Source organism: Duganella callida (assembly GCF_004614165.1).
GTDB lineage: Bacteria > Pseudomonadota > Gammaproteobacteria > Burkholderiales > Burkholderiaceae_D > Rugamonas > Rugamonas callida.
Genome location: NZ_SPVG01000040.1, coordinates 1 through 13,367 on the forward strand (window position 1 = coordinate 1; position 13,367 = coordinate 13,367).

Below are 13,367 nucleotides of genomic sequence, written 5' to 3' on the forward strand. Positions count from 1 at the left end.
TTCGGCCTGGTCAGTGCGCTGGGGCTGGTGCTGTTGGCCGCGCCGGTGGCGCAGACCGAGGCCATCCTGGCCGCGCTCGCGCCGCACCTGCGGCCGGGCACCGTGGTGACCGACGCCGGCAGCACCAAGACCGATGTGGTGACGGCCGCGCGCCGAGCGCTGGGCGACAAAATCGCCCAGTTCGTGCCCGGCCATCCGATCGCCGGCCGCGAAACCAACGGCCCGGACGCCGCCATCGCCAACCTCTACGCCGGCAAGAAAGTGGTGCTGACCGCGCTGGAAGAAAACGCCGCCGGCGACATCGAGCGCGTGGCTGCCGCCTGGCGTGCCTGCGGCGCCGTCATCCACCGCCTGACGCCGCGGGAGCATGACAAGGTATTCGCCTCCGTCAGCCACCTGCCGCACCTGCTGGCCTACGCGCTGGTGGACGACATCGCCAAGAAGCCGCACGCGGACCTGTTGTTCCAGTATGCCGCCAGCGGCTTCCGCGACTTCACCCGCATTGCCGGCTCGTCGCCGGAAATGTGGCGCGACATCAGCCTGGCCAACCAGGCCGCGCTGCTGACCGAACTGGATGCCTACATGGCGCAACTGACCGCGCTGCGGGCCCACCTGGCCGCCGGCGACGGCGCCGCGCTGGAACAGGTCTACAGCAACGCCCAGCGCGCCCGTCACCTGTGGATCAAAGCGATCGAGGCCGCCGAAGCCCCGCCATCCCCCGATAAAGAATAAAGTCGGGGTCAGAGCCGACATTCGGACATTCGCTAGCGCGCTAACCAATGTCCGAATGTCGGCTCTGACCCCGATGTTGAAGGAAACAATATGACTCACGAATACCTCGACCTGCAAACGGTCGCTCATGTGGAAGGCACGGTGCGTTTGCCGGGCTCGAAGTCCATCTCCAACCGTATCCTGCTGTTGTCCGCTTTGTCGCAGGGCAAGGTCGATATCGTCGATCTGCTGGCGTCCGACGATACCGCCGTGATGCTGGCCGCGCTGCGCGCGCTCGGCGTCGAGTGGACCGAGGAGAAGACCGCCACCGGCACCATCCACCACGTCACCGGCGTGGCCGGCGTGCTGCCGAATAAATCGGCCGATCTGTTCATGGGCAACGCCGGCACCGCGATCCGTCCGCTGACCGCGGCGCTGGCCGTGATCGGCGGCGATTACACGCTGCACGGCGTGCCGCGCATGCATGAACGCCCGATCGGCGATCTGGTCGATGCGCTCAACGCCGCCGGCACCAATGTCGAGTACACCGGCAACCAGGGCTATCCGCCGCTGCACATCAAGCAAGGCAGGATCACCACCCGGCGCCTGTCGGTGCGCGGCGATGTCTCCAGCCAGTTCCTGACCGCGCTGCTGATGGTGGCGCCGCTGATGGCGAAGGAGCACGCGATCACCATCGATGTCGTCGGCGAGCTGATTTCCAAGCCTTACATCGAGATCACGCTGAACCTGATCCGCCGCTTCGGCGTCAAGGTGGCGCAGAACGGCTGGGAGTCGTTCACCATCGAGCCGGGCCAGGTCTACCAGTCGCCCGGCACCATCCACGTCGAGGGCGACGCCTCGTCGGCGTCCTACTTCCTGGCGGCCGGCGCGATCGCCGGTGGTCCGGTGCGGGTGGAGGGCGTGGGCAAGGATTCGATCCAGGGCGACGTGCGCTTCGCCGCCGCGCTGGAGCAGATGGGCGCCCAGATCACCATGGGCAACAACTGGATCGAGGCACGCGCCAACGGTCCGCTGAAGGCCATCGACGCCGATTTCAATCACATCCCGGACGCCGCCATGACCATCGCCGTGGCCGCGCTGTACGCCGACGGCACCAGCACGCTGCGCAACATCGCCAGCTGGCGCGTCAAGGAAACCGACCGCATCGCCGCCATGGCCACGGAACTGCGCAAGGTCGGCGCCATTGTGGAGGAGGGGCCGGACTATATCCGTGTCACGCCACCGGCCGCGCTGGTACCTGCTACCATCGATACTTATGACGACCACCGCATGGCCATGTGTTTCTCGCTGGCCGCGCTGGACGGTGTGCTGCGCCAGGGCGCGCCGGTGCGCATCAACGATCCGAAGTGCGTCAACAAGACCTTCCCCGACTATTTCACCGCGTTCGCAGGCATAGCAAAGTAAATACAATGGCAACATCCCAGATCCCAGTCATCACCATCGACGGCCCGACCGCCTCCGGCAAGGGCACGGTCGCGCACCGCGTGGCCGACAAGCTCGGCTTCCACTACCTGGACTCCGGCGCGCTGTACCGCCTGACCGCGCTGTCGGCCCTGCGCCGCGGCACCGATCTTGCCGACGAGCACGCGCTGGCCAAGCTGGCCGAGCACCTGCACTGCAGTTTCCAGGGCGGCGACATCGTTTTGTCGCAGGAAAACGTCACCGATGCGATCCGCGCGGAAGAGGTCGGCAATACCGCTTCCAAAATTGCCACCTTCCCGGCCGTGCGGCATGCGCTGGTGGGGCTGCAACTGGGGTTTCGCAAGGCGCCGGGCCTGGTGGCCGATGGCCGCGACATGGGCTCGGTGATCTTCCCGCACGCCGCGCTGAAGGTGTTTTTGACCGCCTCCGCCCAGGCGCGCGCGGAACGCCGGTATAAGCAATTGATAGACAAGGGGTTTTCTGCTAATATGCAAGACCTACTGGTGGATTTACAGGCGCGCGACGACCGGGATAGCAAACGGACCATCGCGCCGCTGGCGCCGGCAGAGGGCGCGCACCTCCTGGAGACCTCGAACATGACCGCTGACGAAGCCGTCGATCAGGTCTTGCAATGGTATGCCGCCGTCACCAAATAGTCGTACTTGATCAACCCTAACCCAGTTGAAGCCGCATCGTGCGGGCCTTACTGGCTAACCTGGAAGTTTTATAATATGGAAAGTTTTGCAGCCCTCTTCGAAGAATCCCTGTCGCGCCAAGATATGCGCTCGGGCGAAGTAATTTCGGCTGAAGTCGTTCGTCTGGATCACAACTTCGTGATCGTCAACGCAGGCCTGAAATCGGAAGCTTTCATCCCTGTTGAAGAATTCAAGAATGACCAAGGCGAACTGGAAGTCAAGGTAGGCGACTTCGTTTCCGTGGCCATCGAATCGCTGGAAAATGGTTTCGGCGATACCATCCTGTCGCGCGACAAGGCCAAGCGTCTGGCGTCGTGGCTGGCACTGGAAAAAGCAATGGAATCGGGCGAGATCGTCGTCGGTACCGTGAACGGCAAGGTCAAGGGCGGCCTGACCGTGCTGACCAATGGCATCCGTGCCTTCCTGCCGGGTTCGCTGGTCGACACCCGTCCGGTCAAGGACACCACCCCGTTCGAGGGCAAGACCCTGGAATTCAAGGTCATCAAGCTGGACCGCAAGCGCAACAACGTGGTGCTGTCGCGCCGCGCCGTGATCGAAGCCTCGATGGGCGAAGAGCGTCAGAAGCTGATGGAAACCCTGAAAGAAGGCACCGTGGTGACCGGCGTGGTGAAGAACATCACCGACTACGGCGCGTTCGTGGATCTGGGCGGCATCGACGGCCTGCTGCACATCACCGACCTGGCATGGCGTCGTGTGCGTCACCCATCGGAAGTGCTGACCGTTGGTCAAGAGATCACCGCCAAGGTTCTGAAGTACGATCAAGAGAAGAACCGCGTCTCGCTGGGCGTGAAGCAACTGGGCGATGACCCGTGGACCGGTCTGTCGCGTCGTTACCCACAAGGCACCCGTCTGTTCGGTAAAGTCACCAACCTGACCGACTACGGCGCGTTCGTCGAAGTGGAACAGGGCATCGAAGGTCTGGTGCACGTGTCCGAAATGGACTGGACCAACAAGAACGTCGCTCCGAACAAAGTCGTGCAGCTGGGCGACGAAGTCGAAGTCATGGTGCTGGAGATCGACGAAGAGCGTCGCCGTATCTCGCTGGGCATGAAGCAGTGCAAAGCCAACCCATGGGATGACTTCGGCATGACCCACAAGAAGGGTGACAAGGTCAAGGGCGCGATCAAGTCGATCACCGACTTCGGCGTGTTCATCGGCCTGGCCGGCAACATCGACGGCCTGGTACACCTCTCGGATCTGTCGTGGACCGAAGCCGGCGAAGAAGCCGTGCGCAAGTTCAAGAAGGGCGACGAGCTGGAAGCCGTGGTTCTGGCCATCGACGTGGAGCGCGAGCGCGTTTCGCTGGGCGTGAAGCAACTGGAAGGTGATCCATTCAACAACTTCGCCGCCATGAACGACAAGGGCGCCCTGGTTTCGGGCACCGTCAAGTCGGTCGAGCCTAAGGGCGCCGTGATCCAGCTGTCGGACGAAGTCGAAGGCTACCTGCGCGCTTCGGAAATCTCGCGTGACCGCGTGGAAGATGCTGGCACCCACCTGAAAGTCGGCGACACCGTCGAAGCGCTGGTGATCAACATCGACCGTAAGGCACGTTCGATCCAGCTGTCGATCAAAGCCAAGGACAACGCGGACACCGCCGAAGCCATGCAGAAGATCGCCGGCGACAGCAGCGCCGCGTCGGGCACCACCAGCTTGGGCGCTCTGCTGAAAGCCAAGCTGGACAACAAGAACTAATAATTAGTCGATATGACGAAGTCCGAACTGATCAACCGCCTGGCTGAGCGTTATTCTCAGCTGGTGGCCAAGGATGCGGAGTACGCCGTCAAGACCATCCTGGACGCGATGACCAATGCCCTGGCGACGGGGCAGCGCATCGAGATCCGCGGTTTTGGCAGTTTTGCGCTCAACAGCCGGCCGCCGCGCATCGGACGCAATCCGAAGTCGGGCGACAAGGTGATGGTGCCGGAAAAGCGGGTGCCGCACTTCAAGCCGGGCAAGCAATTGCGCGAGCGGGTTGACGCGATGGTCGGGCAACCGATCATCGAGGACTGAAGCATTCACTAGTTAAGCAAAGCGGCGTCCTTCGGGATGCCGCTTTTTTTTTATTGCCTGGGGTGCGATACTGGCGACCTTGGGCATATAAGGAACACAGAGCAGATGAAAATCTTTTCTACGCTGATCGGCATCGTACTGTTTATCTTGTTTTTCGGCTTCGCGCTCAAAAATACGCAGGAGGTCGATCTGCATCTGTTCCTGCATTACGAGTTGCGCGGCCCGCTGGTGTTGATGCTGCTGGGCTTCTTCGTGGCCGGCGCCGTGCTCGGCGTGCTGGCGCTGACGCCCACGGTATTCCGTCACCGCCGCGAGACCAACAAACACAAGACAACCATCAACACGCTGCAAGCCTCGGCGCAGCAGGCCAACCGCCCGCCGCAGCCGGACAGCGTCATCACACAATAACAAGTACACAGCATGGAATTTGAACTCTGGTGGTTACTGGGCATCCCCGCATTCTTCGCCCTGGGATGGCTGGCCGCGCGCGTCGACATACGCCAACTGCTTTCCGAATCGCGCAGCCTGCCGCGCGGCTATTACAAGGGCCTGAATCACCTGCTCAACGACCAGCCGGACAAGGCGGTCGACGCCTTCATCGAGATCGTGCGGCTGGATCCGGAATCGGCCGACATGCACTTCGCGCTGGGCAATCTGTTCCGCCGCCGCGGCGAGACCGAGCGCGCCATCCGTATCCACCAGAACCTGCTGGCGCGTCCCGACCTGCCGCAGGAGCAGAAGGAACATGCGCAGTATGAACTGGGCATGGATTACCTGAAGGCCGGCCTGCTGGACCGCGCCGAAGAGACCTTCAACACCCTGCTGAGCGGCGCCTACGCGGTGCAGGCGCGCCGCGCGCTGCTGGAGATCTTCCAGCGCGAGAAGGAGTGGCCGCGCGCGATCGAGGCCGCCATCGGCCTGCAGGAAGCCGGCGCCGGTTCGCGCCAGAAGGAGGTGGCGCAGTTCTATTGCGAGATGGCGCAGGACGCGCTGGTGCACATGCATCCGGACCAGGCACTGGAACTGCTGGAAAAATCGCTGCAGGCCGACCGCGTCAACGTGCGCGCCACGCTGCTGACCGGCGACGCGCAGCTGGCGCAGGGCGACGTCGAAGGCGCGCTGCTGACCTGGCGCCGCGTCGAGCAGATCAGCGTGCCGCACGTGGCGCTGGTGGCGCAGCGGCTGATGGATGGCTACCGCAAGGTCGGCCGTCCGCAGGAAGGCGTCAACCTGCTGAAATCGTATCTGGAGCAGGCCTCGTCGATCGACCTGATCGAAGTGGTGTACAAGGCGGTGCTGGAGCTGGATGGCGTCGACGCGGCCAAGCAGCTGATCTCAAATGAGCTGCGGCGCACGCCGACCCTGCTGGGCCTGGACAAGCTGCTGGAAGCGCGCCTGATGGATGCGCCGGCGACGCTGGTGCCCGAACTGTCGATGGTGAAGAACCTGGTGCACGGCTACACCCAGAAGCTGGCGCGCTATCAGTGCAGCCACTGTGGTTTCAAGGCGCGCCAGTTCTACTGGCAGTGCCCAGGATGCAGCCGCTGGGAGACCTACCCGCCGCGTCGCACCGAAGAATTGAATGTTATGAATTGAGAAGAGCATCACCATGAAAATCACCATCATCGGCACCGGCTATGTAGGTCTGGTCACGGGCGCCTGTCTCGCGGAACTGGGCAACGACGTGTTCTGCCTGGACGTCGATCAAAAGAAGATCGACCTGCTCAACAACGGCGGCATCCCGATCCACGAACCGGGCCTGGAAGAAATCGTCGCGCGCAACCGCGCCGCCGGCCGCATCCAGTTTTCGACCGACGTCGCCGCCTCGGTGGCGCACGGCGAAGTGCAGTTCATCGCGGTCGGCACCCCGCCCGATGAAGACGGCTCGGCCGACCTGCAATACGTGCTGGCCGCCGCCCGCAACATCGGCAAGCACATGACCGGCTTCAAGGTCATCGTCGACAAGTCGACCGTGCCGGTGGGCACGGCCGACCGCGTGAAAGCCGCGCTGCAGGAAGAAATCACGGCGCGCGGCGCCGCGGCGACCTTCTCGGTGGTGTCGAATCCGGAGTTCCTGAAAGAGGGCGCGGCGGTGGAGGACTTCATGCGGCCGGACCGCATCGTCATCGGCCATGACAGCACGGCGGAAGGAGAGAAGGCGGCGGCGCGCATGAAAAAGCTGTACGCGCCGTTCAACCGCAATCACGAACGCACCTTCTGGATGGACGTGCGCTCGGCCGAATTCACCAAGTACGCGGCCAACGCCATGCTGGCCACCCGCATCTCGTTCATGAACGAACTGGCCAACCTGGCCGACCAGGTGGGCGCCGACATCGAGGCGGTACGTCACGGCATCGGCTCCGACCCGCGTATCGGCCACAGCTTCCTGTACGCCGGCGCCGGCTATGGCGGTTCCTGCTTCCCGAAAGACGTGCAGGCGCTGGAACGCACCGCGCGCCAGTATGCGCAGGACCTGCTGATCCTGCGCGCGGTGGAAGCCGTCAACGACAAGCAGAAGCTGGTGCTGGGCCAGAAAGTGGTGCAGCGCTTCGGCGCCGATTTGCGCGGCAAGCATTTCGCCGTGTGGGGTCTGGCGTTCAAGCCGAACACCGACGACATGCGCGAGGCGCCGTCGCGCGTGCTGCTGCGCCAGTTGCTGGACGCCGGCGCCACGGTGGCGGTGCACGATCCGGTCGCCATGACGGAAGCCAAGCGCGTGCTGGCGCTGGACCTGACGGCCGACGAGCTGGCGCGCGTGCGCTTCGCCGACAGCCCGATGAACACCCTGGACGGCGCCGAGGCGCTGGTGATCGTCACCGAATGGAAGGCCTTCCGCAGCCCGGACTTCGACCGCATCAAGACGGCGCTGAAGCAGGCCGTGATCTTCGATGGCCGCAACCTGTTCGAGCCGGCCGCGATGGCGGAAGCGGGCTTCGAATACCACGGCATCGGCCGTTCCATCCTGACCCGGAGCTGATCGTGACCAAGATGAACCCGGCATTGGACAAGGTGCGCATCCTGGTGGTCGGCGACGTCATGCTGGACCGTTACTGGTTCGGTGACGTCAACCGCATTTCGCCGGAAGCGCCGGTGCCCGTGGTGCGCATCGCCAAACGCGAAGCGCGCCTGGGCGGCGCCGCCAACGTGGCGCGCAATGCCGGCGCCCTGGGGGCACAGGCGGCGCTGCTGGGCGTGGTAGGCAACGACGAGGCCGGCGACGAGGTCGAGCAGCTGCTCGAGGGCGGCGGCATCCGCAGCTACCTCAAGCGCGACGAGGCGATTTCCACCATCATCAAGCTGCGCGTGATCGGCCGCCAGCAGCAGATGGTGCGCATCGATTTCGAGGAAGCGCCGACCGACACCGTGCTGCGCGACAAGCTGGCGCAATTCCACACGCTGCTGGCCAACTACGACGTGATCATCCTGTCCGATTACGCCAAGGGCAGCCTGGTCAACGTGGCCGACATGATCGCCGCCGCGCGGGCGGCCGGCAAGGTGGTGATGGTCGATCCGAAAGGCGACGACTTCGGCCGCTACGCCGGCGCCACCGTGCTGACCCCGAACAAGTCGGAGTTCAGGCACATTGCCGGCGCCTGGCGCAGCGAGGAACAGCTGACCGCCAAGGCGCAGCAGTTGCGCGCCGATCTGAAGCTCGATGCGCTGCTGCTGACCCGTTCGGAAGAAGGCATGACGCTGTACACCGATGGCGCACAATTCCACGTGCCGGCGCAGGCGCGCGAGGTGTTCGACGTCTCCGGCGCCGGCGACACCGTGATCGCCACCATGGCCTGCATGCTGGGCGCGGGCGCCGGCTGGCAGGAGGCGGTGGAAACCGCCAACCGCGCCGGCGGCATCGTCGTCGGCAAACTGGGCACGGCCACCGTGACCGGCGAGGAACTGTTCGGCTGACGCGCACGCCGCTCCCGCGCCAACCCGCCCGGCCGATGCCGTGCGGGTTTTTTTCGTCATCATTGAACCTTTGCCATGGCGCGCGGAATTGACGGATAACTCGAGTGTTCGGGCCGCTGCCGCCATCCCTCACCGGCAGCTCTTTTTCATCCCAACAGGAGATCCGACGATGAAACACGAGCGCATGCTGGCAAGCGCGATGGTGCTGCTGGCCCTGGCCGGCTGCGGCGCCGGCAACCAATCCGCCGATAATGCCGCAGCCCCCAGCCAAATGCGCCAGGGCGGGATGTTGATGGCAGACACGCCCCAGGTCAACAATGCCTTTCCTGGCAATCTGAGCCAGTACACCATTTCCGGCCCGAACCTGACGGTCACCGACAACGTCGGCGGCCAGGTCACGCCGGTGCCGCCCAAGGCGCTGCTGCAGTTCGCCGACACCACGGTCTCGCTGGACGTCGATGACGGCAATCCTGCCAAGGCTTATCGCCTGTATCAGGCGGCTTTCAACCGGCTGCCGGACCTGGCCGGCCTGGGCGCACAAATCAATGGTCTGAACAATGGTCTGAGCATGGAGCAGGTGGCGCAGGGCTTCGTCAACAGCAAGGAATTTGCCGACACTTACGGCAACCTCGACAGCGTGCAGTTTGTCACCCTGCTGTACAACAACGTGCTGAAGCGCGCGCCGGAGCCGGCCGGCCTGGCTTTCCACGTCGGTCACCTGGATGGCACCAATCCGGACGGGCGCGTGTTCAGCCGCGCGCTGGTACTGACCGGCTTTTCCGAATCGGACGAGAACAAGGCCCTGGTGGCCGACCGCATCCGCAACGGTATCGAATACATTCCTTGGGGCACCAGCGGTCCGTCGAATCCGGCAACTGATTTCGCCGGCATCTACAACGGTCCGCTGAGCGGCGGCGACAGCGGCACGGTCAGCCTGACCGTCACCGCCAGCGGGGCGCTGGTCGGTACAGTGCACTCCAACGGCTGGAATATCGACATGAGCGGCGTCACCGGTATTGCGCCCGGCGGCCGCTTCGCGCTGGACGTCAGCGGTGGCGGCCATACGGGCACGTTCACCGGCAGCTTCAATCTCGGCAGTGGGCTGGCGACTGGCTTTTGGAATTATCCGGGCACCACCGCGGTGGGGACCTTCAACGGCAGCTCCAAGCCGCCTGTGGTGGCGTTGCGCTTCCCGCAGGTGCAGGCCATCATCAACCAGCGCTGTGTGGTGTGCCACTCGGCCTCGATCGCCAATGCCGGCGTGCGCCTGGACAGCGAAGCGCTGATCCGTGCCCAGGCGGGGCTGATCAATACGGTGGCGGTGCAGAGCACCTTCATGCCGCTCGGTAACGCCACCGGCATGACGCCCGATGAGCGCGCGCTGATCGGCAAATGGATCAGCGACGGTACGCCGCCATGATTTGATCTGCATCAGACGGCGCCGGTCAACCGCGCCGTCCGCCGCGGCCGTTAGAGGACTCCAAGGTGCGAATGGTCGCCCTTGCTTAACCTCAACGGAGACGCATCATGTACAAAAAACTGTTGCTGGCATTGGCTGTCCTGATGGCCAGCCTGAATTTCGCCTGGGCCCAGGTCGATGTCAACAAGGCCGACGCGGCCGCGCTGGACAGCATCCGCGGCCTGGGGCCGGCCAAGACCAAGGCCATCCTCGAAGAACGCAAGAAGGGTGAGTTCAAGGACTGGGCCGATCTGGAGCAGCGCGTGAAAGGCATAGGTGAGAAAAACGCGATCCGCCTGTCGGAAGCCGGGCTGCAGGTGAATGGCAAGTCGAAGGATGGCGCGCCGGCCAAGGCCGCCAAGTAGTGTTGCATACCGGACCCGCGGCCTTGCTGCGGGTTTTCTTTGGTGAGAAGATAGCGCGACTTTTCACACGGAGACACACCATGCCCTATCGTCCTCTCGCGCTGGCCGCGCTGCTCGCTGCGGCACCGGCTCTGGCCGCCCAACCCGACACCAGCCGTCATCAGGCGCAGATCGATCAGATCGTCAAGGAGATTTCACCGGCGCGCATCGAGGGCTACATCAACAAGCTGGTGAGTTTCCGCACGCGCCACACCATGTCGGACACGGTGTCGGACACCGAGGGCATCGGCGCTGCGCGGCGCTGGATCAAGCGCGAACTGGAGCGCTGCGGCGCGGGGACGGCGCTGAAAGTCGAGTTCGACAGTCATATCGCGCCGGTGTCCGCGCGCATCAGCCAGCCGACCGAAATCGTCAACGTGGTGGCGACGCTGCCGGGCGCGCAGGCGGCATCGGCGCAGCGCATGTACGTGGTCAGCGGCCACTACGATTCGCGCAACACCGACGTGATGGATGCCAAGGGGGACGCGCCGGGCGCCAACGATGACGCGTCCGGTACCGCCGCCGTGATGGAAATGGCCTGCGTGATGGCCAAATACCAATTCGACGCCACGCTGGTGTTCATGACCGTGGCGGCGGAGGAGCAGGGCCTGCTGGGAGCGGCGCACTGGGCGGAACTGGCCAGACAGAAGAACCTGAACATCGCCGGCATGTTCACCAACGACATCATCGGCAGCTCGCACGACGAGCACGGCAGGAAGGATGACACCCAGGTGCGCCTGTTTGCCGAAGGCTTGCCGGTGCAAAAGGAAAACAGCGAGGCGGTGCGCACCCTGATCCAGACCGGCGGCGAGAACGATTCGCTGTCGCGCCAGCTGGCGCGCGCGGTCAAGGAAGCCGGCGAGCGCTATGTGCCCGGCTTTAAGGTCAATGTGATCCAGCGCCGCGATCGTTATCTGCGCGGCGGCGACCACATGCCGTTCCTCGAGCGCGGCTATGCGGCGCTGCGCTTCACCGAGCCGGCCGAGGATTTCAACCACCAGCACCAGAACCTGCGCACCGAAAACGGCGTGCGGATCGGCGACCTGCCGCAGTATGACGACTTCAACTACATCGCCAGGGTGGCGCGGGTGAACGCGGCGGCGTTGTCGTCGCTGGCGCTGGCGCCGGCCTCGCCGCAAAAGGTGCAGGTGCGCACCGCCAAGCTGCAGAACGATACCGAACTGGTGTGGCAGGCCAATAACGAGCCGGACCTGGCCGGCTACCGCATCGTCTGGCGCGAGACCTCGGCCGCCGAGTGGCAGGGCAGCAAGTTCGTCGGCAAGGTAACCGAATTCACCATGCCGCTGTCCAAGGACAACGTGTATTTCGGCGTGCAAGCGGTCGATGGGGACGGCAACGTCAGCCCGGCCAGCTATCCGACGCCGCTGCGCTGATGAAGATCGCGCGCATCCTCCACGCCGGCTACGCGTTTGAAAGCGGCGGCACGCAGATCCTGTTCGATCCGATTTTCGAGAATCCGTTCAGCCGCAACTGCCACGCGTTTCCGGACGTGCGCTTCGACCTCGCGCGGGTGCGGGCGCTGCGGCCGCACGCCGTGTTCATCTCGCACTTCCACGATGACCACTGCTCGCTGGACAGCCTGAACCTGCTGGACCGCGCCACGCCCATCTACCTGTACTGCGTGTTCGACGAACTGTTCGCGATGATACGCGCGCTGGGCTTCGTCAACGTGCTGGCGCTGGAGCTCGACGCGGTGGTCCGGGTGGGCGCCTTCGAAGTGATCGCGCGCCGTGCGCTGGAGGCCGACGTCGATTCCATGTTCCACGTGCGCGCCGAAGGCTTGAACGTGCTGAACGTGGTGGACGCCTGGATGGACCCGGAGACGCTGGAACAGCTCAAGGCGTACGCGCCGTGGGACATGGTGCTGTGGCCGTTCCAGACCATGCGCGAGGTGGCGGTGATCGCGCCGTCGCGCGCCGAGCCGGGGCCGGTGCGCCTGCCCGAGGAGTGGCCGGAGCAGCTGCGGGCGCTGGCGCCGCGCTACGTGGTGCCGAGCTCCTGCCAGTTCAACCAGGAGCCCTGGTCGTGGTACAACCATGCGATGTTCCCGGTCACCTACCGGCAATTCGCGCAGGAGGTGCGAAGCTGGCTGCCCGCCGCGCAAGTGATACGACTGAATCCGTCGGTCGCGGTGGAGCTGACGGCCGACGCGCTGGCGCCGTCGGCGCCGCTGCCATGGGTGCTGCCGGTGGGCGAACAGGATCTCGATTTCGCCTACGATCCGGCGGTGCGACCGCCGCCCACCGCCGACATCGCGCGCCATTTCGCCACGCTGACGGCCGAACAGGAGGCGCTGGTGCTCGACTACTGCCGCAGCGGCCTGCTGCGGCGCTACCAAGCCATGGAGCTGCCGCAAGACAGCTACTTCTGCACGCCGTGCGTGTGGCAGCTGTCGGTCTACGATCATGAAGGCGCAGTGCGACAGTTCCGCTACCGCATCCACGGCGACAACATCGCCTTGGTCGGCGACGAGGAAGCGCCGGGCTGGCGCACCGAAATCCCCGCCGCCAAGCTGTATGCCGGGCTGGAACTGGGCGAATCGCTGACCTCGATGTACATGCGCATCGACGGCGCCCCGGACGACGCCGACATCGTCGACGACCCGCTGATCCGCACCCTGTTCGACAACGCCATCTGCGCCTACCAGGCCGCCCAGCTGCGGCGCCTTCTGTAGCGAAATCCGGGGTCAGGTCT

The 13,367-nt window shown here is 64.5% G+C and carries 13 protein-coding genes; all 13 read left to right on the forward strand.

Annotation, left to right across the window (positions count from 1 at the left end):
- Nucleotides 1–732 (forward strand): prephenate dehydrogenase (locus tag E4L98_RS04265; protein ID WP_135200333.1); only part of this gene is annotated, 732 nt, incomplete at its 5' end.
- A 90-nt stretch (nucleotides 733–822) separates the two neighbouring features.
- Nucleotides 823–2,136: a 3-phosphoshikimate 1-carboxyvinyltransferase gene (gene aroA / locus E4L98_RS04270; protein WP_135200334.1), complete on the forward strand. Its 1,314-nt coding sequence runs from the start codon at nucleotides 823–825 to the stop codon at nucleotides 2,134–2,136.
- Nucleotides 2,137–2,141: 5 nt separating this feature from the next.
- Nucleotides 2,142–2,810: a (d)CMP kinase gene (cmk, locus tag E4L98_RS04275; protein ID WP_135200335.1), complete on the forward strand. Its 669-nt coding sequence runs from the start codon at nucleotides 2,142–2,144 to the stop codon at nucleotides 2,808–2,810.
- Between the two features lie 75 nt (nucleotides 2,811–2,885).
- The gene (gene rpsA, locus E4L98_RS04280; RefSeq protein ID WP_135200336.1) at nucleotides 2,886–4,562 is read left to right on the forward strand and encodes a 30S ribosomal protein S1; all 1,677 of its coding nucleotides are present in this window, start codon (nucleotides 2,886–2,888) and stop codon (nucleotides 4,560–4,562) included.
- A 12-nt stretch (nucleotides 4,563–4,574) separates the two neighbouring features.
- Complete coding sequence (locus E4L98_RS04285; protein ID WP_008446215.1) at nucleotides 4,575–4,880, forward strand: integration host factor subunit beta; 306 nt, start codon at nucleotides 4,575–4,577, stop codon at nucleotides 4,878–4,880.
- 105 nt (nucleotides 4,881–4,985) lie between these two features.
- Entirely contained in the window at nucleotides 4,986–5,288 is a 303-nt protein-coding gene (locus E4L98_RS04290; protein ID WP_135200337.1) for a LapA family protein, read from the forward strand.
- A 12-nt stretch (nucleotides 5,289–5,300) separates the two neighbouring features.
- Nucleotides 5,301–6,476, forward strand: a complete 1,176-nt coding sequence (gene lapB, locus E4L98_RS04295) for a lipopolysaccharide assembly protein LapB (protein ID WP_135200338.1) — start codon at nucleotides 5,301–5,303, stop codon at nucleotides 6,474–6,476.
- A 13-nt stretch (nucleotides 6,477–6,489) separates the two neighbouring features.
- Entirely contained in the window at nucleotides 6,490–7,857 is a 1,368-nt protein-coding gene (locus E4L98_RS04300; protein WP_135200339.1) for a UDP-glucose dehydrogenase family protein, read from the forward strand.
- Between the two features lie 11 nt (nucleotides 7,858–7,868).
- Nucleotides 7,869–8,789, forward strand: coding sequence for a D-glycero-beta-D-manno-heptose-7-phosphate kinase (gene rfaE1 / locus E4L98_RS04305; protein ID WP_135200367.1), 921 nt, complete (start codon nucleotides 7,869–7,871; stop codon nucleotides 8,787–8,789).
- 169 nt (nucleotides 8,790–8,958) lie between these two features.
- The gene (locus E4L98_RS04310; RefSeq protein ID WP_135200340.1) at nucleotides 8,959–10,209 is read left to right on the forward strand and encodes a DUF4214 domain-containing protein; all 1,251 of its coding nucleotides are present in this window, start codon (nucleotides 8,959–8,961) and stop codon (nucleotides 10,207–10,209) included.
- 107 nt (nucleotides 10,210–10,316) lie between these two features.
- A complete protein-coding gene (locus E4L98_RS04315) occupies nucleotides 10,317–10,613 on the forward strand; it encodes a ComEA family DNA-binding protein (protein ID WP_135200341.1) in 297 nt (98 codons plus the stop codon).
- Between the two features lie 80 nt (nucleotides 10,614–10,693).
- A complete protein-coding gene (locus E4L98_RS04320) occupies nucleotides 10,694–12,046 on the forward strand; it encodes a M20/M25/M40 family metallo-hydrolase (protein WP_135200342.1) in 1,353 nt (450 codons plus the stop codon).
- Nucleotides 12,046–13,347 (forward strand): MBL fold metallo-hydrolase, encoded by a 1,302-nt coding sequence (locus tag E4L98_RS04325; protein WP_135200343.1) that lies wholly within the window; start codon nucleotides 12,046–12,048, stop codon nucleotides 13,345–13,347. The genes E4L98_RS04320 and E4L98_RS04325 overlap by 1 nt, the downstream gene beginning before the upstream one ends.
- The last annotated feature ends 20 nt before the right edge of the window (nucleotides 13,348–13,367 follow it).

Coding starts and splice junctions, on each gene's coding strand:
- aroA (WP_135200334.1), top strand. CDS start 823: ATGACTCACGAATACCTCGACCTGCAAACGGTCGCTCATGTGGAAGGC.
- cmk (WP_135200335.1), top strand. CDS start 2,142: ATGGCAACATCCCAGATCCCAGTCATCACCATCGACGGCCCGACCGCC.
- rpsA (WP_135200336.1), top strand. CDS start 2,886: ATGGAAAGTTTTGCAGCCCTCTTCGAAGAATCCCTGTCGCGCCAAGAT.
- E4L98_RS04285 (WP_008446215.1), top strand. CDS start 4,575: ATGACGAAGTCCGAACTGATCAACCGCCTGGCTGAGCGTTATTCTCAG.
- E4L98_RS04290 (WP_135200337.1), top strand. CDS start 4,986: ATGAAAATCTTTTCTACGCTGATCGGCATCGTACTGTTTATCTTGTTT.
- lapB (WP_135200338.1), top strand. CDS start 5,301: ATGGAATTTGAACTCTGGTGGTTACTGGGCATCCCCGCATTCTTCGCC.
- E4L98_RS04300 (WP_135200339.1), top strand. CDS start 6,490: ATGAAAATCACCATCATCGGCACCGGCTATGTAGGTCTGGTCACGGGC.
- rfaE1 (WP_135200367.1), top strand. CDS start 7,869: ATGAACCCGGCATTGGACAAGGTGCGCATCCTGGTGGTCGGCGACGTC.
- E4L98_RS04310 (WP_135200340.1), top strand. CDS start 8,959: ATGAAACACGAGCGCATGCTGGCAAGCGCGATGGTGCTGCTGGCCCTG.
- E4L98_RS04315 (WP_135200341.1), top strand. CDS start 10,317: ATGTACAAAAAACTGTTGCTGGCATTGGCTGTCCTGATGGCCAGCCTG.
- E4L98_RS04320 (WP_135200342.1), top strand. CDS start 10,694: ATGCCCTATCGTCCTCTCGCGCTGGCCGCGCTGCTCGCTGCGGCACCG.
- E4L98_RS04325 (WP_135200343.1), top strand. CDS start 12,046: ATGAAGATCGCGCGCATCCTCCACGCCGGCTACGCGTTTGAAAGCGGC.